Raw genomic sequence first — 23,845 nt, 5'->3', positions numbered from 1 at the left:
AACACAGTAGTTAAGCTCGTAAACGCCGAAAGTACTTGGCTGGAAACGGCCTGGGAGGATAGGAAGTTGCTGATTAAACTTAGCGGGGGCTAGCATCTGCTAGCCCAGCTAAAAACTTGGTTCTGCTACAAGAATCACTTGACAAAGTATCAACTTTACGTTATACTGAGTAAGTCGTAAAGATAGGGGTATAGCTCAATTGGTAGAGTAGCGGTCTCCAAAACCGTTGGTTGTGGGTTCAAGTCCTACTGCCCCTGCCAACTAAATTACATATGACTCAGTAGCTCAGCTGGATAGAGTGTTTGACTACGAATCAAAAGGTCGGGGGTTCGAATCCCTCCTGGGTCACCATCTTATGCGGGAGTGGCGGAATTGGCAGACGCACCAGACTTAGGATCTGGCGCCATTGGCGTGGGGGTTCAAGTCCCTTCTCCCGCACCAATTTTAAAGATAAGCGAATAGTTATATTCGCTTTTTTTGTATATCTAGTGTAAGAATATAAATTTAAGTGTTGATACAAGGAGGTTGCTATGAAAGTTACAGACTTAAGCTTTTTAGCATCTGCGGTTTCTGGTTTACGTGAAACTCGTTGGAACAAAGAAATATTCAAAGCCTTTTTCTTCGGTCTTACTGTAGGTGCATATTTAATTTATGCAGCCCTTCATTATATTGAAGAGTCCACGAATACGGCGATTAAAGAAAACCTAGAATAATCACAGGGGCTATAGATAACTATAGCTCTTTTTCATATAAGAAAGGAAATACTATATGTCGATGACATATAAGCCTATATTAGATATAAAAGGGACTATGAAGGATATTGTAGACTCTTTTTATAAAAAAGGAGCTACCCAAATCTATGGATTAGGAGGATCACAGAAATCTTTTCTGTATAGTCAAGCTACATTAGAAGGTGAGCAAAGACCAACCCTTATTGTGACCCATGATAAAACCCATAAAGAGTTGTGGGAAAGGGATATACAATGTCTATTACCATATGCTAAAGTATTATCTTATCCTATTGTGGATCGCTCCCTTTCACAATGGACGGCAAAAAGTTTAGATACACAGGCAAAACGGATGGAGACCTTAGGAAATCTAGCTTTGGGCAAACCAGTGATTGTATTAGCTACTATAGAAGAAGCTAGTCAATTTGTAGGCGAACCTTGTACCGTGTTAGATCATATGTTAACGCTTCAGGTAGAGCAAGACATAGATCAGCAAATCCTGTTAGAAAAATTAGTACAAATTGGATATGAACGAGTGGACCAGGTGGAATATCGTGGTCATTTTAGCGTGCGTGGAGATATTTTAGATGTATTTCCTATCCAAAGTGAATTTCCTTTTCGTCTTGAATTTTTTGGCGATACGATTGATACTATGCGTCAGTTCAATGTGGATACGCAACGCTCTATGGGGGAAACTTCGGAATGTATGGTCTTACCTATACACGCGGATAATGATGAGGAAACTTGCTCTATACTCTCTTATTTAAGTAGTGGCGTATTAATTTTAGACGAGCCAAAACGGTTAGAAGAAGCGTTAGGTAAAGTTCATAAAGAAGATGCGACGAATGAAGAGCTATATCTGCGTTGGAAGGATTGGAAAGCATCTTCTCAGGCGCATACCACTATTTTATTCAGTATGATGCAACGCTCTGCAGGGTGGGGGAAGGTACAGACCATCGGTATGATGGGAAAATCTATTGCCTCCTATGAGCGGCAAATTCCAATGCTTATGGATGATATTAAGTTTAATGCATCCTTGAATAGACAAATTGTATTGGTATTACACAATCAGCAACGCCGTGAAGCAATAGAAAGTGCGTTACTTGAAAATAAGATATCCTATGTGTATCGAGATACATGGGAATGGACAGCACCTGCAGTTCTTATTGTGGAGGGCATACTTTCAGAGGGATTTGAATTACCACATTCAAATCTAACGGTCATCACAGAAGGGAATATTTTTGGCTTTCAGAAGAAAAAAATTCGTAAGAAAGTAGATAAAGGTCAGGAGATTAAATATTTTACAGATATTACCGTTGGGGATTATGTAGTACATAGCATCCATGGTATTGGTAAATATCGAGGACTGAAGACCATAGAGACGGAAGGCATTCATCGAGATTATATTGAAATTGATTACGCTGGTACAGATCGTTTATTTTTACCGGCAGACCATTTGGATCAATTACAAAAATATATTGGTAATGAAGGAGTTACGCCCAAACTACATAAAATGGGTGGTAAGGAATGGGTTAAGACAAAATCGAAAGCCCAAAAATCTATTGATGATTTAGCAGATACCTTAGTAGAGTTGTATGCGAAACGAGAACTTATAGAGGGCTATGCATTTTTACCAGACCAACCATGGCAACGAGAGTTTGAAGACCAGTTCCCTTACGAAGAGACCGATGATCAATTACAAGCGATTCAAGAGATTAAGGCGTCGATGGAATTACCACGCCCTATGGACCGACTGTTATGTGGGGATGTTGGATTCGGTAAAACAGAAGTGGCTATGCGCGCTATGTTTAAAGCTGTTATGAGCGGTAAGCAAGTGGCTATGTTAGTACCTACAACGGTGCTTTCAGAGCAACATTTTAAAACATTCATGTATCGATTCTCACAATTTGGAGTGCGCGTAGAAGTGTTAAATCGATTCCGGTCAGCGAAAGAAAAGAAGGATATTATTAAGGCTGTACAAGATGGACAGGTAGATATCTTAATCGGCACACATGCGTTATTAAGTAAGAAAATTCAATTCCAAAGGTTAGGCCTATTAGTAGTAGATGAAGAACAACGGTTTGGGGTGGCACAAAAAGAAAAGTGGAAACAATGGGCTACTAATATTGATATTTTAACCCTCAGCGCTACGCCAATTCCACGGACCTTGCATATGTCTTTGGTTGGGGTTCGTGAAATGAGTGTCATCCATACGCCACCGATGGAACGATTACCAGTACAAACCTATGTTGTAGAGTTTGATATGCAAGTAGTGACGGAAGCTATTCGTCGTGAGCTACAACGAGGTGGACAGGTATATTTTGTGTACAATAAGGTACAGTCTATTGCGCATATGGAAGAACAGTTACAGCGAGCTATGCCAGACCTACGCATTGCAGTGGCTCATGGACAAATGGCGGGGACCATGATGGAACATGTGATGCAGGATTTTACAGAAGGACAATATGATGTGCTCTTATGTACTAGTATTATTGAAACGGGCTTAGACATTCCAAACGCCAATACCATTATTATTTACGATGCAGATCATTTGGGCTTGTCACAGTTGTATCAAATGCGCGGACGAGTAGGGCGTTCTAGTCAACGGGCGTATGCATATTTTATGTATCGCCCAGATAAGGTGTTAAATGAAAGTGCCGAAAAACGGTTGAAGGCCATCCAGGAATTTACCGAATTAGGCGCAGGATTTAAGTTAGCTATGCGCGACATGGAAATTCGAGGGGCAGGCAATTTATTAGGTGCGCAACAACATGGTAATATCGCAGCTGTCGGCTTTGCTATGTATGCTGCCATGTTAGAAGAAGCGATTGCAAAAGCCCAGAAAAAAGATATGCCAGACCGACCATTACTAGCACCAGTGGTGGATGTAGGCATAGATGCCTTTATCGATAGTGATTATATTCATGATGAGGCACGAAAGATTTCTGTGTATCAACGATTACTACAAATTGATACAAAAGCTGGTTTAGACGATTTTGTAGATGAATTAATTGACCGTTTTGGATCTCCTACAAAACCAGTGGAACGTCTGATTAAATTGGCCATGATTAAGGAACGAGCTCGTGCTTTAGGCATGAAGAGTGTCATTCGTAAGGATGGGAATATTCTCTTTACTTGGCAAGATGAGTCTAAAATGGAAGACTGGGATATGGGTGCCATCAGTGAAGATATATGGAAACATATGAAACATCGAGGCTCAAACCCCACTGTATGGGCCTATACATTACAATCTGGCGATGTAATCCGCCAAGTAGAACAAGTACTGAGTGAATTTGAACGAAAACTTCCAAAGGAGGGCTAATATGACAGGATTTATGAAAGGAGCTATGATCTTAACCGTAGCAGGGTTATTGGTGAAGGTCATAGGGGCGGTCAGTAAAGTCATTGTAGCCCGTATCTTAGGAGGCGAAGGGGTGGGTCTGTACCAAATGGCCTATTCTTTGTATCAACTAATTATCAGTATTGGAGCAGCAGGATTACCAGTCGCTCTTTCTATTATGATTGCTCGCAAAGTGGGACAAGAGGACTATAGAGGAGCTCGGCATATTTTCAAGGTAGCATTGACTACTATGGGGATGCTAGGTGTATTGCTAAGTGTAGCCTTCTATATTGCTATTCCTTATGTTATCGAAATCAGATTGATTACAGATAACCGAGCAGAAGGTGCGTTATTAGCGGTAGCACCTGCCATTGGGATTGTTTCTTTATTGGCCTGTTTTCGAGGTTATTTTCAAGGATTTCAAAATATGTTGCCTACTGGTATATCACAGGTATGTGAACAGTTAGGACGTGTACTAGTGATGGTGGGGGCAGCTATCTACTTTTTACCACAGGGGATTGAATTAGCCTCTAGTCGTGCAGCGTTATCTTCTGTCATTGGCGTAGGCCTAGGATTAGTGGTGTTACTGTATTATTATGGTCGAGAATCTAAATTAGAAGGACAAATATTTCCTTTAGAATCACCGAAGACCATTATAAAAGACTTAATGACACTAGCCTTTCCAGTGGCCGTAGCCAATATTATGATACCTCTCATTGGAGCCATTGATTTATGGCTAGTACCACAACAATTGATGCTATCTGGTTATGGCAAAGAAGAGGCTACTACAGCATTTGGATATTTAACAGGCATGGCGACCTCTCTTATCAGCTTGCCTGTTATAGTGACTATGTCCTTAGCCACTAGTTTAGTACCGGCCATATCTAGACTGCATAGAGACCGAGATAGAGAAGAAATCCATCATCGCATGGAGACCGCGCTACGGATGACGAATATTGTAACTATTCCTGCCTTTGTAGGATTATGTGTATTGGCTACACCGATTTCTCAGATGATGTTTGATACCCCTAATGCAGGTGGATCTATTGCTGTTCTTAGCACTAGCATTTGGCTACTAGGTGTACAACAAGTAACAACCGGTGCCTTACAGGGGTTAGGACGTACGGCGATTCCTATGTTTACTTTACTCTTAGGAGCAGTATTAAAAATTTTATTAAATCTCTATTTAACACCGCAATGGGGGATAGAAGGTGCTGCATGGGCCACTAATGTAGATTTTGGTATAGCTGCGGTAGCAAACTTGTATATATTGTATCGAAGTACATCATTTACTATTTCTTTCTTAGAAATTGGAAAAATACTATTCTCCTCCTTAGCCATGGGTGGTGGCACAGTGATGTTTTATAATTTTATGAGTACTATCCTATCTAATACCATGAGTGTAGCATTATCTATTCTTTTAGGAATTGTACTATATGTATTAGCACTAAGTATAACGAAAACCATGCAGGTGAAAGAGTTTACAGATTTGGCAAAACAAGCCATGAAGAAAGGTGGTTCTAAGTGAGTCAAAAAGAAACGAGTTCCTTTACATTGGATCCATTAGTAGATGTATTAGCTGAATTACGAGGCCCTAATGGATGTCCTTGGGATAAATTACAAACACATAGTTCACTACGTAGATATTTGCTAGAAGAAGTATATGAAACATTAGAAGCTATTGATGAAAAGAATGTGGACCATTTACGGGAAGAATTAGGAGATTTATTGTTGCAAATCGTATTTCATGCACGAGTGGCAGAGGAAAATGGATATTTTACCATGCAAGATGTGGTGAATGATATTACCGCTAAAATGGTGAGACGACATCCGCATGTGTTTCAAAGGGCAGATCGAGAAACAGTAGGAGATACATTAGCAACTTGGGAAGAATTGAAAGCAAAAGAAAAAGGGCATGAACGCACATCTATTTTGGATGGAATTTCTCCAGGATTACCAGCTTTATTACGGGCTCAAAAATTACAAGAGAAAGCAAGTAAAGTGGGGTTCGACTGGCCTAGTGAAGAAGGGGTATGGGCTAAGTTTTATGAAGAAATAGATGAATTTAAGCAAGAAATATTCAAAAAAGACATAGAAAAAGCGGAAGAAGAGGGGGGAGATGTACTTTTTTCCTTGATAAATCTGTTTAAATGGTATAAAATAGTCGGAGAAAACGCACTACACCGCACAAATACAAAGTTTATACGGCGATTTTCTTATGTGGAAAAAAAGGTTCAACAGAGTGGAAACAAATGGGAGGATTTTACTCTCAAAGAGCTAGATGAATTTTGGGAGGCGGCAAAGGTGGAACTTTAATCGCATGATTAAGTTAAAAGAATACTATTTTTAAGGGAGGTTCAATCATGAACAAAACTGAATTAATCGCAAGCGTTGCAGCTAAAGCTGAATTGACAAAAAAAGATGCTGAAAAAGCAGTAAAAGCTTTATTCGACACAATTGGCGAAGCATTAGCTAAAGAAGAAAAAGTACAAGTAATTGGTTTTGGTACTTTCGAAGTTCGTACTCGTGCTGAACGCATTGGCCGCAACCCTCGTACGAAAGAAGAAATGACAATTCCAGCATCCAAATCCCCAGCTTTCAAAGCAGGTAAACAATTAAAAGACCTTGTGAACGCACCAGCTGCTAAAGCATCTACTAAAGTTCGTAAAAAATAATTCAGGATATTCCTAAAATACAAAAAGAACGCTACATTCCTCTGCAAATTGATATTTTCTTACATTTGCATGGGAAGGAAGCGTTCTTTTTTATATTCAACATTCATATATGTTGAGGCAATGGTAGACATATGTATACTATATCTCCCAATATATGGCAAAAATAGGGATTGGAGGTAGTCGATTAGGAGAGGGAATGTTTTGTATCTCTTCGAATCTATGATAGAATAGACATAATGTAATTGCTTAGTAAGAATTGGTGAGATAAACATACATCATTAGAGGCTATCTAAAGAAAGGAGGGCACATGGGTCAACGTATTTTAATTGTATCGGCGTCAATTGGTACGGGTCATACGCAAGCGGCACTGGCGATTCAAGAATATTGGCAACAGAAAGATCCAAGTGCAGTCGTGCATCATGTAGACTTTTTAGGGACAGATACGTTTTCCTTTGATAACCTATTGAAAGAAACCTATTTTAAAATGTTAGACTTCTTTCCTTTCCTCTATGATATTGTCTATCGTTGGTCTGGTGCTGAATGGAAAGGAAGCGTAGCCCAAACGGTAGTGTCTTGGATGCTAAAGAATCGGATGGAAAAACTCATAGAAAAGGAAGAGCCAGATTTAATTGTGTGTACCCATCCATTTCCTTGTGGGGCAGCAAGTGTGTTGAAACGACATCGAAAAATAGAGATTCCTATTGTAGCCGTTATGACTGACTTTGCAGCCCACCAATTTTGGCGCTATGATGAAATCGATGCCTATCATGTAGCTACGCCATCCATGGTGTATGAAGTGTTGAACATGGGTGTACCTTTAGAAAAAATTCATGTCACGGGTATTCCTATTATGCGTCACTTCTTTACACCTTTAAAAGAACCTTATGGCAGTGATTCTTGTAAGAGGGTATTGCTCATGGGTGGTGGACTTGGATTAGGCTGTGTAGAAGAAGCCTTACAACGGCTAGATCATGTACCGGGGATTGATGAAATTCATGTAGTGGCAGGCTTGAACGATGGGTTATATAACTCTTTGCATCATATGAAAGAATCCTTACGAACGCCTATTTCCATATATGGCTATACCAATGAAATCCCTGAATTGATGCGAAAGGCGACGTTGCTTGTGACAAAGCCAGGGGCATTGACTTGTATGGAAGGCGTTACCATAGGCGTACCTATGGTATTTTTCAATGCCATTCCTGGGCAAGAAGAGGCTAATGCAGAACTGTTAGAACAGAAGGGCTGTGGCAAATGGGCACGTCATATTGAAAACTTGGATGATGTAGTAGGTGCGTTATTACAAAACCATGAACGCTTACAGGCTATGCATGAAGCAGCGAAGGCTTGGAAAGTAGATGGAGCCGCGGAAATCGTAGCTGCTTGTGAGGACATGCTGGCACATAAACAGGAGATGCTTGAATAGAAAGATAACATAATACAGGACTTAGGATGCCGACTAGTATGGCCTCCTACTTATACAGTTGTATTAAGAAAGGCTGTCACAACATGTAAATTACATGGTGCGACAGCCTTTTTGCTGTATTACTCGCTATAGGAGTCCATTTCAGAATCGTAACGCTCAATATTTTCATTGCGAATATCTTGCAAAGTATCTAGTAATTCTTCCGCACTTTCCACACGAAGGAATAATTCTTTTAGTTCCTCTCCATTTGGAAGTGTTACGCTCCATTGAAATGCATCATTATCATCATACACGGATACAATTACAGGTGTATCCATTGCAGTAGGAATACGTCCATCTTCATCGGAAATAATGGCATATTGACCATCTTCCTCTTCGCTACCATCAGATAGTTCGTATAATAGGACGTCCCGTTCGTCAACTTCTACAATTTCAAAACCAATATCTTCAAACTCTTGCTGAACCGTGTCAGTGTCCATGACAACCTCCTTATAAAATAATGAATATGTTACTTTCATTCTAATCCATGACAGTAGGTGTGTCAATGGAGGAATGTGTGTTTACAAAGATATAAAATTTAGATATGATAACAATGGTTTCAATAGATAATATACCTATTACATATGTAGATAAGTAGGATATTAGCAAATGTATTGAAAGGAAACACATGAATATCTTAACATTACAAAACATAGAAAAATCGTATGGCACTCGGCTATTGTTTAAAAACGTAAATGTCACCATAGCCTCTCATCATCGCATTGGCTTAATTGGGGTCAATGGGACGGGAAAAACAACTTTATTGCAGGTGTTGGAAGGAACACAAGAACCAGATACAGGTAGTATAGAACGGAATGGGAAGGCTACGATTCATCGATTGGAACAAGATCCGTATATTGATGAAAGTAGTACCTTGCTAGATAATGTATTATTAGGAGACCATCCTAAACTTTCACTGGTTCGAGATTTTGAAAGAGCTTTACAAGACCCAGAATCCTCGCAGTATATGAAATTATTAGCGCGCATGGATGAAGAAGATGGCTGGGTTGTAGAACAAGAAGCAAAAATGATATTGACACGCCTTGGCTTTCATGATGTACATGGGCCAGCAAACTCATTATCTGGGGGACAACGACGAAGATTAGCATTAGCTAGAGCCTTGGTCTATCCTTGTGATTTATTATTGCTTGACGAACCGACGAACCATTTGGATGAGGCCACCATTGAATGGCTAGAACTATACTTAAAAGATAGAAAAGGGGCTGTATTATTGAGCACCCATGATAGATATTTCCTAGATGCCGTATGTAACACCATATGGGAACTATCGAATCAGACTATATATGAATTTCAAGAGACTTACGAAACCTATGTATCCTTGAAAGAAGAACGAGAAGCACAGTTAGATGCCATTGAGGAAAAGCGCAGAAAACTGATTGCCAGTGAATTACAATGGGTGCGCCGTGGTGCAAAGGCGCGTACAACAAAACAAAAGGCAAGGTTGCAACGGTTCGAGCAATTGAAAGCTATGGAAAAACGACAAAAAGTAGGCACTGTGGATCCCGTAGTATTAGCCTCTCGCTTAGGAAATACCATCTTTGATATAGAGCACTTGTCCTTTGCGTATCCTACAGGACGAGAAGTGATTAGAGACTTTACGTACCATATGGTACGTCATGACCGAATTGGTGTGGTAGGACCTAATGGGATTGGTAAGACTACGTTGATGAAGCTATTCCAAGGGTCCCTAGAACCGACAGGTGGGACTATGGGGCGTGGAGAAACAGTTCGGATTGGATATTTCTCGCAACAATTGCCGACCTTTAAAGAGGACCAACGGGTGTTGGACTATATTCGAGAAAATCGCTCGTATTTGCACTTGCCCGATGGCAGTTCCTTAAGTGCAGGTCAATTATTGGAACGCTTTTTATTTCCTCCATCCCACCATGGTTTGCCCATCCGTAAACTGTCTGGTGGGGAAAAGCGAAGATTATTTTTACTTCGCATCTTAATGGATGCCCCCAATGTGCTACTCCTAGATGAGCCTACCAATGATTTAGATATTCCAACCTTAGAAGTCTTAGAAGAGTTCTTAGATTCTTATAGCGGTATTGTCATCACCGTGTGTCATGATCGGTACTTCTTAGACCGGGTGGTAGATAAACTCTTTGTATTCACTGGAGCAGGCCATATCGAGATATACCATGGTGGTTACTCTGATTATGAAGCGGATACGAAGCTAACGAGCGCCATGGGTGGTGATACAAAACGTGGTGTCCTACGTCATGCTGTGCAGGTACAGGGTGGCTCCGCTGGTTCTAGGGAGCAGAATGCGGAACACCATGCCAATGAAGGGACGGTAGTAGATGCTGAAAGTGGAGGTGTACAAAACCGATCACGTGATACAGGCATAGATGTGAATACTAGTATGAATCCAGAAGTAGTATCGACTACGATAGATAGCAACGAGAGTGCCAAAAAGAAACTGACCTTAGGGGAGATGAAAGAACTTGAACAATTAGAACTTCACATTGCGGAACTAGAAGGTCTAGTGAAAGCCTATGATGCTATGATTGCTCAAGGGGGTAGTGACTATGAAGCCATTGAAAGTACCATCAAAGAACGAGAACAAGTGGTAGAAGAGTTGGATATGAGTACCTTACGTTGGTTGGAATTGGAGGAGAGAAAATAAGAAAAGCTAAACTACAGATTCTAATTTGTTAGTTACCTATGAAAAAGAACCCCTTAAGGGGTTCTTTTTTGTTATTTCTTCAAGTTTATAATTTATAGAAAATAGCTTATTGTCAGTGTTTTAAATAAAATTTGTTTGACATCATAGAGGGATATCGAAAAAAATAGTTGTGCTTTCTTTAAATTTATGTTATTATACAAATGTCTTTTCATACATTTAAGTAAATGGATATAACGAAACTTTTTAGAATACATATATAAACCATCGATGTGAATTATTAGAGGGAACATGGATACTCTTTTAAAAATATAAAGATGAATTGTATATGTAGAATAAATTTTGTTATATGATTCAGAAAAGATTAAGTAATTTTATGTTTTTAGTAAGAGGTACTAACAATGAAAAAACATTTAGCAGTATTAGCTGCAACAGCAGTATTGGGTGTAACTTCTGCATTCGCAGCAAACCCATTCTCCGACGTAACTCCACAAGATTGGGCATACCAAGCAGTAGCTCAATTGGCTTCCCAAGGTATCGTTAACGGTTACCCAGATGGCACATTCAAAGGCCAACAAAACATCACTCGTTATGAAATGGCTCAAATGGTAGCAAAAGCTTTAGTTCGTCAAGATCGTGTTGACGCTGAACAAAACGCTATTATCAATCGTTTAGCTAACGAATTCTCTGCTGAATTGAACAACTTAGGCGTTCGTGTTTCCACATTAGAAAACAAAGTGGGCAACTTCAAATTCACTGGTGATGCACGTGTTCGTTACCAAGGTTCTAATGATCGTGGTAATGACTATGTAAACGTTACAGAAACTAATGTATATGGTGATGTTACTGAAAAAACTAGCAAACGTTCCAAATTTGATTACCGTGGACGTGTGCAATTCGAAGCTACTGTAAACGACAACACTAAAGCAGTAGTTCGTTTAGCAACAGGCGACAAAGAGTTTGGCGCTACAGGAAATCCTGAAACAACTTTAGATCATGTATATGTACAACATAACTTTGGTAAATATGCAACAGCTTCTGTAGGCCGTCAAGATTTAGTAATTGGTAACGGTTTCGCTTATGATGGCATTTTTGAAGGTGCTCAAGCAACATTTGGTAAAGATAAATTAAATGCATCTGTAGCACATGGTTATATGTTAGATGGAGATCTTGCTGAACTTTCTAAAGAAGAGCGTTACCAATCTACAACATACCAAGTAAATGCAAAAGTAGGTAAACATGTAGAAGCAAAAGGTTTCTATGTTCAACAACATGGTGAAGGCTCTGAAAACTTCTTTGGTGGAGCATTAGATACACGTTTTGGTGCAAACAATAAAATTTGGGCGGGTGCTGAATATACTCGCTATGAATCCGCTGGTGAAGACGGAGAAGCTTGGACTGCTGGCATTGGCTATGGTATGTACGATATCTCCAAAGCTGGTTCTTGGGATGTAAAAGCACAATACTTCCGCTTTGGTGAAGATAACCCTGTAAACTCTACTACATATAACTTACCAATGGAATCTGTATATGATTTCAAAGGTTGGTTAGGAACTGTTAACTATGCAGTAGCTAAAAACGTTGGTTTAACAGCTAATGCTCAATTACATGGTAAAAACTTAGTTGGCGATAAATTAGCGAACTACTACCGTGCAGAACTTAACTACAAATTCTAATTTGAAAGTTAACTATAAAAAAGAACTCCTTCGGGAGTTCTTTTTTTGTAGAAAATTAAACGAATTGAGTAAAAAATAAAAAAATATTGTTGAGTTTCATAGTTTCTTGTGTTATGATGGTCTCAAGTCAAATATAGAAGGTTTAGATTCGATTACAGAAATGTATTGTTTGTATGTGAGGAAACGTGGACACTCCATTGGAAAGTAATACAATGATATAATCCAATCTGATTAGCTATAGGAGACTGTTTATATTATTTTATTTTTCATTGAGAGGTAATTATCATGAAAAAACATTTAGCAGTATTAGCTGCAACAGCAGTATTGGGTGTAACTTCCGCATTCGCAGCAAACCCATTCTCCGACGTAACTCCACAAGATTGGGCATACCAAGCAGTAGCTCAATTGGCTTCCCAAGGTATCGTTAATGGTTACCCAGATGGTACATTCAAAGGCCAACAAAACATCACTCGTTATGAAATGGCTCAAATGGTAGCTAAAGCTTTAGTTCGTCAAGATCGTGTTGACGCTGAACAAAACGCTATCATCAACCGTTTAGCTAACGAATTCTCCGCTGAATTGAACAACTTAGGCGTTCGTGTAGCTACATTGGAAAACAAAGTAGGCAACTTCAAATTCACTGGTGATGCTCGTCTTCGTTACACTGGTTCCAATGATGCACGTGATTCTAAATTCGAATACCGTGGTCGTGTAAAATTCGAAGCAACTGTAAATGACAATACGAAAGCAGTTGTTCGTTTAGCTAACAGTAAAGAATTTGGCCAAAATGATGATAAAAATACTACAAATGCATCTATCGACCGTGTATATGTACAACATAACTTTGGTAAATATGCAACTGTAGCTGCTGGTCGTCAAGATTTAGTAGTTGGTAATGGTCTTGCATTTGATGGTACTTTTGAAGGTGTAGTAGCTACAGCTGGTAAAGATAAATTAAATGCGTCTGTAGCATACGGTTACTTGCAATCGGGTTCCTATCTTGCACCAGGAGAAAACGATTCGAAAAATGCAAAAAAACTTAATAAAATAGATCGCGCGCAAAATGCACAAGTATCTGTGTATCAATTGAACTACAATCCAACAGCAAAAGTAGCAGTAAAAGGCTTCTATGCTGACGTTCACGAAGAGAATGTAGACAATGCATATGGTGCATCTCTAGATCTTAAACTTGGTAACAAAGTTTGGGCTGGCGGTGAATATGTTAAAACAGAAACTCAAGGTGCAAATGGTGAAGCTTGGACAGCTGGCTTAAGCTATGGTAACTACAACATGGCAAAACAAGGTACTTGGTCTGTAAAAGGTCAATACTACAATATTAAAAAAGATGCACCATTAGTTGACACTACATTAAGCTTTGTGGATAAAGATCAAAAAGGTGTATTGGCAACAGCTAAATATGCTCTAGCTAAAAATGTAGGTCTTGCTGCTACTGCTACTATTGACACTAAAGGTCAAGATAATAAAGCTAAAGCTGAATCCTACCGTGCAGATCTTAACTACAAATTCTAATTTGTTAGTTACACATACAAAAGAACTCCTTCGGGAGTTCTTTTTTTGTTCAGAATTAAACGAATTGAGTAAAAAACGGAAAAATATTGTTGAGTTTTATTATTTCTTGTGTTATGATGGACTCAAGTCAAATATAGAAGAATTAGACTCGATTACAGAAATGTATTGCTTATATGTGAGGAAACGTGGACACTCCATTGAAAAGTAATGCAATGATATAATCCAATCTGACTCACTATAGGAGACGGTTTATATTATTTTATTTTTCATTGAGAGGTAATTATCATGAAAAAACATTTAGCAGTATTAGCTGCAACAGCAGTATTGGGTGTAACTTCTGCATTCGCAGCAAACCCATTCTCCGATGTAACTCCACAAGATTGGGCATACCAAGCAGTAGCTCAATTGGCTTCCCAAGGTATCGTTAACGGTTACCCAGATGGCACTTTCAAAGGCCAACAAAACATCACTCGTTATGAAATGGCTCAAATGGTAGCTAAAGCTTTGGTTCGTCAAGATCGTGTTGATGCTGAACAAAATGCTATCATCAACCGTTTAGCTAACGAATTCTCCGCTGAATTGAACAACTTAGGCGTTCGTGTTTCCACATTAGAAAACAAAGTAGGCAACTTCGCATTCACTGGTGATGCTCGTCTTCGTTATCAAAATGCTAAAAATGAAGATACAAACACTTACAAATCTAAATTTGACTACCGTGCTCGTGTACAATTCGATGCTACAGTAAATGACAACACTAAAGCAGTGGTTCGTGTAGCTACTGAAAAAGAATTTGGTCAAAATGATAAAGACAATACTACAAAAGCGTCTGTTGACCATGTATATGTACAACATAACTTCGGTAAATATGCTACAGCAACAGCTGGTCGTCAAGATTTAATGATTGGTAATGGCTTAGTATATGATGACTACTTCGAAGGTGCTGTAGGAACAGTTGGTACTGATAAATTGAATGCATCTGTAGCATATGGTTACTTACAAGGTGGATCTTACCTTGCAGAAGGACAAGCTGAACCGACGGATCTTGGTGGTATTGACCGTAAAACAAATGCTCAACTTTCCGTTTACCAATTAAACTACATGCCAACTGAAAAAGTGACTGTAAAAGGTTTCTATGCTGATGTTCATGAAAAAGGTATTAATAATGTATATGGTACATCCTTAGACCTTAAACTTGGTAAAAAAGTTTGGGTTGGTGGCGAATATGCTAAACAAGAAACTAAAGGTGCAGCAGGTGAAGCTTGGACTGCAGGTGTAGGTTATGGCGAAGCTGATATGGCTAAAGCTGGTACTTGGGGCGCAAAAGTTCAATACTTCGACTTGAAACAAGCATCCCCAGTAGTGTCCAACACTTGGAACTTGAATGATCAAAACAGAAACTACAGAGGTTACTTAGCGACTGTAGATTACACTGTAGCTAAAAACGTTGGTCTTTCTGCTTATGCTACATTCGATAGCAAAACTCAAGCTAAAAAAGACAACAACTTACCTGAATACTACCGTGCAGAACTTAACTACAAATTCTAATTTGTTAGTTACACATATAAAAAAGAACTCCTTCGGGAGTTCTTTTTTTGTGTATAATTTAGGTGTATATTTTTATCTATAATGTATACTTTATAATCAATGCATTACAATATACTAGGAACATGATATAATAAGACATAATATATTCATTTCTAGGAAACGGAAGGTGTTATAATGAATTATTGGTTATTTTCGCTTATCAATGATATGGCTAACCAGAGTATTGTATTAGATGCCCTAATGATAGTCATTTCTAAAGTTGTACCGTACATTTATATTTTTATATTAGCTGGGCTATATATGCAAGGTTTCCGTACTCGAAACTTTAAACTACGTGGTGAAAGTTTTGCTACTGGTGTACTTTTTTTGATTTGCTTACTTGGTAGTTTCATCTTAGGATCTATGTTCTATGAAAATCGTCCGTTTGTGGACCATAATGTGGTTTTAATTGTGAATCATGCAGCAGATGCAAGTTTCCCAAGTGACCATGCAGTAGGAACTATGGCTCTTGCCTGCGGTATCCTATATTATCGTTGGAATTTGGGGACCTGGATGGTATATGGTTCTATTTTAGTAGGAATCTCTCGGGTGTTTGTAGGGAATCATTACCCTGGGGACATACTAGGGGCTTTCATTTTAGTATGGATTTTAACTGCTCTATATAACAAACTTTTACGTCGTGGTGTAGTTCGTGTATACAAAGGACTGGATAGACGACTTATGTATGCTTATATGAAACGATTTCAACAGGAAGAAAGATACTAATCACAGTAGTAGGGGGCAATAGTTTATAAGTGTATAGTTATATAATGTATCATTAGTTTAATACACATACTGGTACATATAGTGTATAGGAGGTCATTCATGGATTTTCAAAGTTCTGCAGGTCCTAATCAATATAGTGATTCTGTATATGAAGTAGTTTTTACACCAGTATTGGAACGCCCTGAGTATCAAGGGGAGCCCTTACATTCTTTATTGTTAGAATTACGTGAGAAAATGGGACAATCCGATTTTGATCAATATATTAATAGTTTAATTTCCATTAAATATAATGGGACAGCGTTATGGCTCATTACAAAAAGTGAACGAAATCGAACATTAATTGAAGGGCGGTTTTTGCCGTTATTACGTGATGTATTCAAGGTAGCAGCACCGCGAATTATCTCACAACCATAAGTATATGCTAATCATCTAAGGTCTGATAATAGATAACAACATCTATTGTTAGACCTTTTTTAGTATCTTCTAACAATTTCAATAAATGAGAAAAATTATCATTGACATAATACAAAACGTGACGTATCATAGGTATTAAGAAGTGTGTTTATGTAACCCAACAAACAAGGAATGAATATGGAGGCATATATGAATCAACGTGGTATTGTGTTAGCAACATTCGGATCTATCTACGGAGATGCGGTGGAAGCATCAGTAGGAGCTATGGAACGACGGATTAAGGAAATGTATCCAGGTGTAGAAGTGCGTCGTGTATTTTTATCGGATGCATTAGTGGATAAATGGAATGAAAAATATGAAGCAAACGTATTTACTTTAACGGGTGCCATTGAAAGTTTGGCTACTGCAGGGGTAACGGAGATTTTTGTTCAGCCATTTGCATTAGTATGGGATCAATGTTATGTACAAATGCGTAAAGAAGTGATGAAAGAAGCTCACGATCGTGGCTTGCATGCTACAGTAGGCAAACCATTGTTGAACTCTTTAGGGGTGAAAAATTATGCAGATGATTACTCTGATACTATAGAAGCAATCATTAAGCATATTAACATTCGTGCATTAAATAAAACTGTATTACTTATGGCTAATGGTCAAAACCAATTGGAATATAGTGCGTTACAATTGAAATGTTTGTATGGAGCAGGGCAAAATGTAGTGGTATTCACAGCCAATGGATTCCCTAACTTTAAACAAGCACTGACATTGTTAGAACGTTTAGATCATCAGGAAGTATTGGTGGTGCCTTTGGCATTGATTGGCTCCGCTCACTTAATGGATTACTTAGGAGGTGAACGATCTGATTCTATTGCTACTTTGTTAGGACAACAAGGATATGGTGTTTCTATTTGGAATGAAGGCTTAGGAGAAAATCCATACATTCAAGAATTATTTGTGAAACATTTATCCCAAGTGATTCGTAGTGCAGAACGTCGCACTTTGCGTCAACGTGAAACAGGAGATGGTAAACCTGTTGTGAAACACGGAACTTTCAGAACCGCATAAAACAGTATGAACTATCGCATATCATGATACGTCATGGTATGCGATTTTTTGATTGTTAAGGGAATATGGAGTATAATGAAAGGTAATGATGAGAAATGATGATGGTAATTTGAAAAAATAGATACCGACATAATTCATAACAAGGGGAATAGACTCATGGAACATACAAAGCTAACTAACTGGATACATGGACTACAGTTAGATGTAAAAGGATTACTTTGGTTTTCCGCACTATTCATGGTGTTTCGGATTGCCTTTATTGCACTCTTTCAAGATCAATTAGGGGAGGTTAGTTTAGGGGATATTCTTGAGGCACTATGGCTAGGGTTTCGTATTAGTTTAAAAACAGCAGGTACTATTGTATTACTCAGTTTTTTATTTTCCACGCTACCCGGTGTTCTATGTAGAGAAGGGTGTCAATGGTATTCACCTTGGTCAATACGTCGATGGATGTATGGAATTAGTACCGCTATATTTACATTTTTATTTTGCTTACGTATTCCTTACTTTACTATCTTCCATGCCTCCTTTAATGCGATGATTATCAACGGAGCTCATGACGATATTGGAGCTACGTTGCAAACTGGGATTTCTGAATATGGATTGCTTTGGCGCTTGCCCTTAGCAATTGTCTTCTGTGCTGTTATGGTTTATATCTTTATGAAAGTATATACCAATCGTACATGGAAGATACAAGTAAGTGGTAAGGCTAAACAAATTGCCACAGTATTAGGGTCTATTTTTTTAGTAGTTGCAGTGGGTATTGGATTACGTTTTGGCGGAGCTTTTACCTACAATGGTTCCATCCATTGGGAAAATGCAGCACGGACGAAGTCTAATCTATTAAATGAAGCGATTTTAGATGATGGACAAGCCTTGAAACGAGTGTCTACCATTTATGAACGGTCTAAACAAGCGAAGAAAATTACCATCACAGGGGCTGAGCTCAAAGATGTGATCCAATCTGTGGGAGGAAATCCACAGGCTGCTACCATTGATGAAGCTTTCACACGGACCATTACAGAAGAAAAATTACCTACCCAGCCGCATAATGTTATCTTTGTGTTAGGTGAAAGCTATGGTTTGTGGCCGTTCTTGCCAAACTATGAAGAATTAGGTACTTACATTGTACAAGAAGGCAAGGCAATTCAGAGTTCGCCAAAAGCAATGCACACGAAATATATGCTAGCTCATGGTACAGGCACTATGCCAGCTATCAATGGGTTTGTTACAGGTTTAGCTGATGCTGGTTTATATCCGAACTATGAAGGGCAGTCCTATAAATCAAAGTATGGTACTGGTATTGCACAAATGATGAAACATTTTGGATATAAAACAGTGTTCTGGTATGGTGGATTTGGAACATGGCAAGATGTGGAACGATTTGCTCTAGCACAAGGGTTTGACGAGTTCCATGGTGCGACTAGTTTCCCTTATGAAGGAGGCAATGCTTGGGGCGCTCCTGATGGAGATTTGTTTAAGGCGATTACCAATTATGTAAAAGGGGAACAACCAGGTGAAAAAGTGTTCCACTTTATAATGACATCCTCGAATCATCCACCGTATTCGGTAGATTTAGCAAAAGCTGGTTTTGATGCGTCCAAAGTAATTGGTAAAGGCGATGACTCTATCAAAAAGGATGACAAAACAGTGAATGAAATTGGTCATTTCTGGTATGCAGATATGACAATGGGTAACATGATTCGTGAGGTAGAAGCGATAGATCCTACGATGTTAACCTTGATTACAGGGGATCACTCTGAACGTTTTAGTTTTGCTACCCAAGTGGATATTCCAACTTTCTCGGCTATTCCTTTTATCGTTTATGGACAAGGTGTAAACCCTAGTTGGCTGAGTGAAAGTAGCTTTGGTAGTGCTTTACAAATTAACCCTACCTTGGCAGAGCTAGTAGGTCGTAAGGGCGATACCTATATGAGTTTAATGCCGAGTTTGTTTACAGCGCCTAAGATGGGATTTAATCATCGCTTATATGTTGACGATAGCGGTATCCATGAACAAGGGGCATCCATGCCAGAAGAGTATGCAAAGTATATTAAGGCGTTGCGGACCATTAGCGTGTGGCGGATTGTGAGAGGCAATGCGGTAGAATAAATTTTTTATAGGAGCGCATAGGTACTATGAATATTTTAGTAACAGGTGGCTGTGGCTTTATAGGTAGTCACTTCTTACGATATATGATGGATACCTATACAAACGATTTCTTTATATGCATAGATGCCTTAACCTATGCAGGGAATAGGAACAATATAATAGACCTACTTGAAGATTCTCGTTTGATCATGATAGAAGGAGATATTCGAGATGCTTCTTTGGTAGATACTTTGTTTGCAACGTATATGCCAGATGTTGTAGTACATTTGGCAGCAGAAAGCCATGTAGATCGGAGTATTACTGGACCACAAGTGTTTTTAGAGACGAATGTCATGGGTACTGGCGTTTTACTAGATGCGTGTTTGCAATACGGGATAAAACGGTTTCATCATGTATCTACTGATGAAGTATATGGAGCTTTACAATTAGAAGGAGGAGTTCCTTTCACAGAGGAAAGTTCATTGGCACCGACAAATCCTTATGCAGCCTCGAAAGCTTCTTCAGATTTATTAGTATTGAGCTATCATAAGACCTATGGCTTACCGGTAACCATATCGAGATGTTCTAATAATTACGGAACCAATCAATACCCAGAGAAATTGATTCCCCTCATGATACAAAAAGCGTTGCAAGATTTACCACTGCCAGTCTATGGTGATGGATTGAATGTGCGTGATTGGATTCACGTATTAGACCACTGTAGGGCCATCGATTGTATTCTACATAAAGGTAGAGTGGGAGAAGTCTATAATATAGGGGCTCGTGAAGAAATTTCCAATATTGACCTGGTGAAACGAATCCTAACTATTTTGGGAAAGCCCTATGAACTTATTACCTATGTGGAAGATAGATTGGGCCATGACCGACGGTATGCTATCGACAGTAGTAAGCTAGAAAGATTAGGATGGGTACCAGAGTATACGATGGAGGATACGTTGGTACTGATTGTGCAATGGTATAGGAAACGGTTGTTAAATTAAATCTATAGTTGTGATAGAAGCTTAGTGGATATCAGATAGTATAGAACTAGAAAATAGGGAGGAAATATGTCAGAACCTTTATTGTCGGTAATTATACCAGTATATCAAGTAGAAAAATATATAGGGCAGTGTTTAGATTCAGTTTTAGCTCAAACCTATACAAATTTAGATATTATCTTGGTAGATGATGGGGGTATCGATTCCTCAGTAGATATTTGTAGAGAGTATCAGAAAAAAGATAATCGAATTCGGATTATTAGTCAGGAAAATGGGGGACTTAGTAAAGCTCGAAATGTAGGAGTTGCACATGCAAAGGCAGAACTAATTACCTTTATAGATAGTGATGACTATATCCATCCGCAAATGTTTGCAACAATGGTTCCTTATCTACAAGAACATAATTTAGATATTATTTCTTGTACGAGTACTCGAAAGAATATGGTAATCAAAGAGATGATAGGAACAGGTAAACTAGAGTGTTATGATCACCGTACAGCAGTTTCTATGGGGCTAAGAGATGATAATGTCAGCGCTTGGGGGAAAATTTATAAAAAAGAGTTATTGGAAAAAGTTCAATTTCCAGTAGGCCGTGTATTCGAAGATTTAGGTACTTTGTATAAAATATTTAATGAATGTCATAAAGTGGGATGGTTAGATTATCAATTTTATCATTATATAAAACGAGAAAACTCTATTACACAACGCTCATTTAGAGTAAAGCCAAAATACGACAGCTTATATTTAAACTATGAAAAAATTGCTTTCGCTACGGAATATGGATATACAGAGGAATTACATTATATCCATGGAGAGATTATAAAAAATGCAATGTCTTTATTGACGGTATTTTATTCTAATACGGATTTAATTTTAGACTATCCACAAGAATATGAAGATACGAAACGATGGTTATCTGAGGCTATGCAAGATGCTGTAGCTTGGGAAGGAATTAGAAAAAAAGAACGTATATTGTGGTGGTTGTATAACAATTGTGGTACTGGGTTTACGTTGTTTTCTAAACTTTCTAAATGTAGTAAAGAGGTTAAGTGAGTCTTTTCGATTTTAAATAATACGTGAAAAAAATCTTAATAGGATATAGGTAGTGTTATGGATATGAGACAAGTGATAAAGGGTAAAGAGTTTAAAGAGGTATTATTAAAAACTTTAGTGAGATTTGATGAATTTTGTAAAATTCATGATATTTCCTATTCAATTGCATATGGTACTGCATTGGGAGCTATACGACATAAAGGATTTATTCCTTGGGATGATGATGTAGATGTCATTATGCTACGATCAGAATATAATAAATTTGAGAAAGCATGGAAGGAACATATCCTACATAATGAAGAACATTACACATTATGGGGAGAAATGGATGAAGTTAGCTATTTTATGTGTTTCTGTGCCAAATTTTTTGATTCTAATACTATTTTATATGAACATTTTTCAAAAGGAAAGTTTATAGAGTATGGAATCTACATAGATATTTTTGTTTTGGACCATATTCCAATCGAGAAAAATGCCCAAGTAAAACTTTTTAAAAATATAAAGTTATATAGTAAACTAATCTACCATTTTCAACAACATTTTCAAAGATGGAATAGTTTTATAGATAAGTATAAATTGCCACTTCCTTGCTTAAAGACGATGTCAAATCGTTTAATAGATTGTAAAACCCAATATAATAATGCTAAAACACCGCAAGTGTCATTTACACAGGATTATAAAAAAGGTGATCCATATAATTACTCTATATACCCTTATGAATGGTTTGAAGATATTATATTAGTAGATTTTGAGGGGTATAAACTTCCAATCGTAAAATCTTATGATCAAATGCTGAGGGAATACTATGGAGACTATATGGAGCTACCACCAGAGGAGAAAAGAAGAGGTCATAATGTAGAGGCCTATTGGAAACATAAGTAATTTAAGTTATAGGAGTTACCGTGATACCATCTCATAATATATGTTTTAAAAAGTATGATATACTAGATAGAAATAAGATTGCACAATTCTTATCAAATATTTTCAAAGTACATATAGACAACATCGTAAATATAGCTCCTGTAAAAAAAGGTTTAACTAACGATAGTTTTACATTTTCTATTAAGGGTGATGGAAAATATGTAATTCGTATACCTAATGTAGATACCGCATCATTGGTAAATCGAGAACAGGAAGCTACAGTGTATAAAGCTATAAAAGAGTTACATATATCTGATGATGTTGTATATTTGGATGCCATGACAGGTGTTAAGGTTACAAAGTTTATAGAGTCTGCACATAACTTGGAAATATCCAATCAAGGTGAGTTATCGTTAGCATTAGATACGCTTAAATTACTACATGCATCCAATATCAAGGTTCCTCATACATTTGATTTAGTAGCTATGATTGAAAAGTATGAGAGGCTCAGAGAGACGGAAACATGCTTTCAAAATTATGAGGCTACCAAAGCTAATATTCTAAAATTATTGACCTGTATTAACACCATGGATAGAGAATATTGCTTATGTCATATTGATGCTAATTGTGATAATTTTTTAATTACAGATGATAAAGAAGTACGATTGATTGATTTTGAGTATGCAGGTATGCAAGACCCTAATCTAGATATTGCTATGATTTGTTTATATTCGCAGTTAGATAGATATATGATTGATAGTATTATAGATACTTATTATGGTGAAAGAGTAGATGATGCGATTCGATATCTAATCTATGCATATATTGCTATTGGCGGGTTTATATGGAGTATATGGTGCGAAGTGAAAGAAGGCCCTCATGTGCTCGAAAATAAGTATGCATGTAGTCAATACGAGTATGCAAAGGAATATTTTCAGATCGTCTATGAAGAGGCTAACCAAATAGGTATATTTAAGGAGTTGTATAGGTAA

Annotated in this window: 19 protein-coding genes and 3 tRNA genes; 21 read left to right on the top strand and 1 reads right to left on the bottom strand. The window is 38.0% G+C overall.

Annotation, left to right across the window (positions count from 1 at the left end; translation table 11 throughout):
• The first annotated feature begins 184 nt into the window (after nt 1–184).
• From EO113_RS07410 to EO113_RS07370, 9 genes are all read left to right on the top strand, one after another.
• Nucleotides 185–260, top strand: a tRNA-Trp gene (locus tag EO113_RS07410).
• 14 nt (nt 261–274) lie between these two features.
• Nucleotides 275–351: transfer RNA gene (locus EO113_RS07405), tRNA-Arg, on the top strand.
• 6 nt (nt 352–357) lie between these two features.
• Nucleotides 358–441 (top strand) — tRNA-Leu (locus EO113_RS07400).
• An 89-nt stretch (nt 442–530) separates the two neighbouring features.
• Nucleotides 531–713 (top strand): hypothetical protein, encoded by a 183-nt coding sequence (locus EO113_RS07395; RefSeq protein ID WP_009353527.1) that lies wholly within the window; start codon nt 531–533, stop codon nt 711–713.
• Between the two features lie 55 nt (nt 714–768).
• On the top strand, nt 769–4,050 hold the full coding sequence (gene mfd / locus EO113_RS07390) for a transcription-repair coupling factor (RefSeq protein WP_127135957.1): 3,282 nt from the start codon (nt 769–771) through the stop codon (nt 4,048–4,050).
• Nucleotide 4,051: 1 nt separating this feature from the next.
• Nucleotides 4,052–5,596: a polysaccharide biosynthesis C-terminal domain-containing protein gene (locus EO113_RS07385; RefSeq protein WP_127135956.1), complete on the top strand. Its 1,545-nt coding sequence runs from the start codon at nt 4,052–4,054 to the stop codon at nt 5,594–5,596.
• A complete protein-coding gene (gene mazG, locus EO113_RS07380; protein WP_127011242.1) occupies nt 5,593–6,384 on the top strand; it encodes a nucleoside triphosphate pyrophosphohydrolase in 792 nt (263 codons plus the stop codon). Before EO113_RS07385 ends, mazG begins: the two co-directional genes overlap by 4 nt.
• 47 nt (nt 6,385–6,431) lie before the next feature.
• Nucleotides 6,432–6,743: an HU family DNA-binding protein gene (locus EO113_RS07375; protein ID WP_009353537.1), complete on the top strand. Its 312-nt coding sequence runs from the start codon at nt 6,432–6,434 to the stop codon at nt 6,741–6,743.
• Between the two features lie 307 nt (nt 6,744–7,050).
• A complete protein-coding gene (locus EO113_RS07370) occupies nt 7,051–8,169 on the top strand; it encodes a glycosyltransferase (RefSeq protein WP_127011240.1) in 1,119 nt (372 codons plus the stop codon).
• 119 nt (nt 8,170–8,288) lie between these two features.
• Here the strand turns inward: EO113_RS07370 and EO113_RS07365 are convergent, their stop codons facing one another.
• On the bottom strand, nt 8,289–8,648 hold the full coding sequence (locus EO113_RS07365; RefSeq protein ID WP_009353548.1) for a hypothetical protein: 360 nt from the start codon (nt 8,646–8,648) through the stop codon (nt 8,289–8,291).
• 188 nt (nt 8,649–8,836) lie between these two features.
• Between EO113_RS07365 and EO113_RS07360 the strand changes: the two genes are divergently transcribed.
• From EO113_RS07360 to EO113_RS07305, 12 genes are all read left to right on the top strand, one after another.
• Nucleotides 8,837–10,861, top strand: a complete 2,025-nt coding sequence (locus EO113_RS07360; protein WP_127061260.1) for an ABC-F family ATP-binding cassette domain-containing protein — start codon at nt 8,837–8,839, stop codon at nt 10,859–10,861.
• Between the two features lie 398 nt (nt 10,862–11,259).
• The gene (locus EO113_RS07355) at nt 11,260–12,534 is read left to right on the top strand and encodes a putative porin (RefSeq protein WP_009353524.1); all 1,275 of its coding nucleotides are present in this window, start codon (nt 11,260–11,262) and stop codon (nt 12,532–12,534) included.
• Between the two features lie 282 nt (nt 12,535–12,816).
• On the top strand, nt 12,817–14,064 hold the full coding sequence (locus EO113_RS07350) for an S-layer homology domain-containing protein (protein WP_164726353.1): 1,248 nt from the start codon (nt 12,817–12,819) through the stop codon (nt 14,062–14,064).
• 285 nt (nt 14,065–14,349) lie between these two features.
• Nucleotides 14,350–15,609 carry an S-layer homology domain-containing protein gene (locus tag EO113_RS07345; RefSeq protein ID WP_127135954.1) on the top strand — a complete coding sequence of 420 codons (1,260 nt, stop codon included), beginning with the start codon at nt 14,350–14,352 and terminating at the stop codon, nt 15,607–15,609.
• Nucleotides 15,610–15,783: 174 nt separating this feature from the next.
• Nucleotides 15,784–16,374 (top strand): phosphatase PAP2 family protein, encoded by a 591-nt coding sequence (locus EO113_RS07340; RefSeq protein ID WP_127135953.1) that lies wholly within the window; start codon nt 15,784–15,786, stop codon nt 16,372–16,374.
• Between the two features lie 99 nt (nt 16,375–16,473).
• A complete protein-coding gene (locus EO113_RS07335; RefSeq protein ID WP_009353541.1) occupies nt 16,474–16,788 on the top strand; it encodes a hypothetical protein in 315 nt (104 codons plus the stop codon).
• A gap of 189 nt (nt 16,789–16,977) precedes the next feature.
• Nucleotides 16,978–17,850 carry a sirohydrochlorin cobaltochelatase gene (locus tag EO113_RS07330; protein WP_240633680.1) on the top strand — a complete coding sequence of 291 codons (873 nt, stop codon included), beginning with the start codon at nt 16,978–16,980 and terminating at the stop codon, nt 17,848–17,850.
• A 156-nt stretch (nt 17,851–18,006) separates the two neighbouring features.
• Nucleotides 18,007–19,962 (top strand): LTA synthase family protein, encoded by a 1,956-nt coding sequence (locus EO113_RS07325; protein ID WP_164726351.1) that lies wholly within the window; start codon nt 18,007–18,009, stop codon nt 19,960–19,962.
• Nucleotides 19,963–19,988: 26 nt separating this feature from the next.
• Complete coding sequence (rfbB, locus tag EO113_RS07320) at nt 19,989–20,942, top strand: dTDP-glucose 4,6-dehydratase (protein ID WP_127135952.1); 954 nt, start codon at nt 19,989–19,991, stop codon at nt 20,940–20,942.
• 66 nt (nt 20,943–21,008) lie between these two features.
• The gene (locus tag EO113_RS07315; protein ID WP_127135951.1) at nt 21,009–21,992 is read left to right on the top strand and encodes a glycosyltransferase; all 984 of its coding nucleotides are present in this window, start codon (nt 21,009–21,011) and stop codon (nt 21,990–21,992) included.
• A gap of 57 nt (nt 21,993–22,049) precedes the next feature.
• Nucleotides 22,050–22,874, top strand: a complete 825-nt coding sequence (locus EO113_RS07310) for a phosphorylcholine transferase LicD (RefSeq protein ID WP_127135950.1) — start codon at nt 22,050–22,052, stop codon at nt 22,872–22,874.
• A gap of 20 nt (nt 22,875–22,894) precedes the next feature.
• On the top strand, nt 22,895–23,845 hold the full coding sequence (locus tag EO113_RS07305) for a choline/ethanolamine kinase family protein (RefSeq protein ID WP_164726350.1): 951 nt from the start codon (nt 22,895–22,897) through the stop codon (nt 23,843–23,845).

The organism is Veillonella sp. 3913, assembly GCF_003992235.1.
Classification (GTDB): Bacteria; Bacillota; Negativicutes; order Veillonellales; family Veillonellaceae; genus F0422.
Note: the sequence above shows the minus strand (reverse complement) of the source record. Positions and strands in the feature narration are given on the sequence as shown.

Excerpts from the sequence above, each read along its gene's own strand:
- EO113_RS07395 (WP_009353527.1), top strand. The coding sequence starts at position 531 with ATGAAAGTTACAGACTTAAGCTTTTTAGCATCTGCGGTTTCTGGTTTA.
- mfd (WP_127135957.1), top strand. The coding sequence starts at position 769 with ATGTCGATGACATATAAGCCTATATTAGATATAAAAGGGACTATGAAG.
- EO113_RS07385 (WP_127135956.1), top strand. The coding sequence starts at position 4,052 with ATGACAGGATTTATGAAAGGAGCTATGATCTTAACCGTAGCAGGGTTA.
- EO113_RS07375 (WP_009353537.1), top strand. The coding sequence starts at position 6,432 with ATGAACAAAACTGAATTAATCGCAAGCGTTGCAGCTAAAGCTGAATTG.
- EO113_RS07370 (WP_127011240.1), top strand. The coding sequence starts at position 7,051 with ATGGGTCAACGTATTTTAATTGTATCGGCGTCAATTGGTACGGGTCAT.
- EO113_RS07365 (WP_009353548.1), bottom strand. The coding sequence starts at position 8,648 with ATGGACACTGACACGGTTCAGCAAGAGTTTGAAGATATTGGTTTTGAA.
- EO113_RS07360 (WP_127061260.1), top strand. The coding sequence starts at position 8,837 with ATGAATATCTTAACATTACAAAACATAGAAAAATCGTATGGCACTCGG.
- EO113_RS07355 (WP_009353524.1), top strand. The coding sequence starts at position 11,260 with ATGAAAAAACATTTAGCAGTATTAGCTGCAACAGCAGTATTGGGTGTA.
- EO113_RS07345 (WP_127135954.1), top strand. The coding sequence starts at position 14,350 with ATGAAAAAACATTTAGCAGTATTAGCTGCAACAGCAGTATTGGGTGTA.
- EO113_RS07340 (WP_127135953.1), top strand. The coding sequence starts at position 15,784 with ATGAATTATTGGTTATTTTCGCTTATCAATGATATGGCTAACCAGAGT.
- EO113_RS07335 (WP_009353541.1), top strand. The coding sequence starts at position 16,474 with ATGGATTTTCAAAGTTCTGCAGGTCCTAATCAATATAGTGATTCTGTA.
- EO113_RS07330 (WP_240633680.1), top strand. The coding sequence starts at position 16,978 with ATGAATCAACGTGGTATTGTGTTAGCAACATTCGGATCTATCTACGGA.
- EO113_RS07325 (WP_164726351.1), top strand. The coding sequence starts at position 18,007 with ATGGAACATACAAAGCTAACTAACTGGATACATGGACTACAGTTAGAT.
- rfbB (WP_127135952.1), top strand. The coding sequence starts at position 19,989 with ATGAATATTTTAGTAACAGGTGGCTGTGGCTTTATAGGTAGTCACTTC.
- EO113_RS07315 (WP_127135951.1), top strand. The coding sequence starts at position 21,009 with ATGTCAGAACCTTTATTGTCGGTAATTATACCAGTATATCAAGTAGAA.
- EO113_RS07310 (WP_127135950.1), top strand. The coding sequence starts at position 22,050 with ATGGATATGAGACAAGTGATAAAGGGTAAAGAGTTTAAAGAGGTATTA.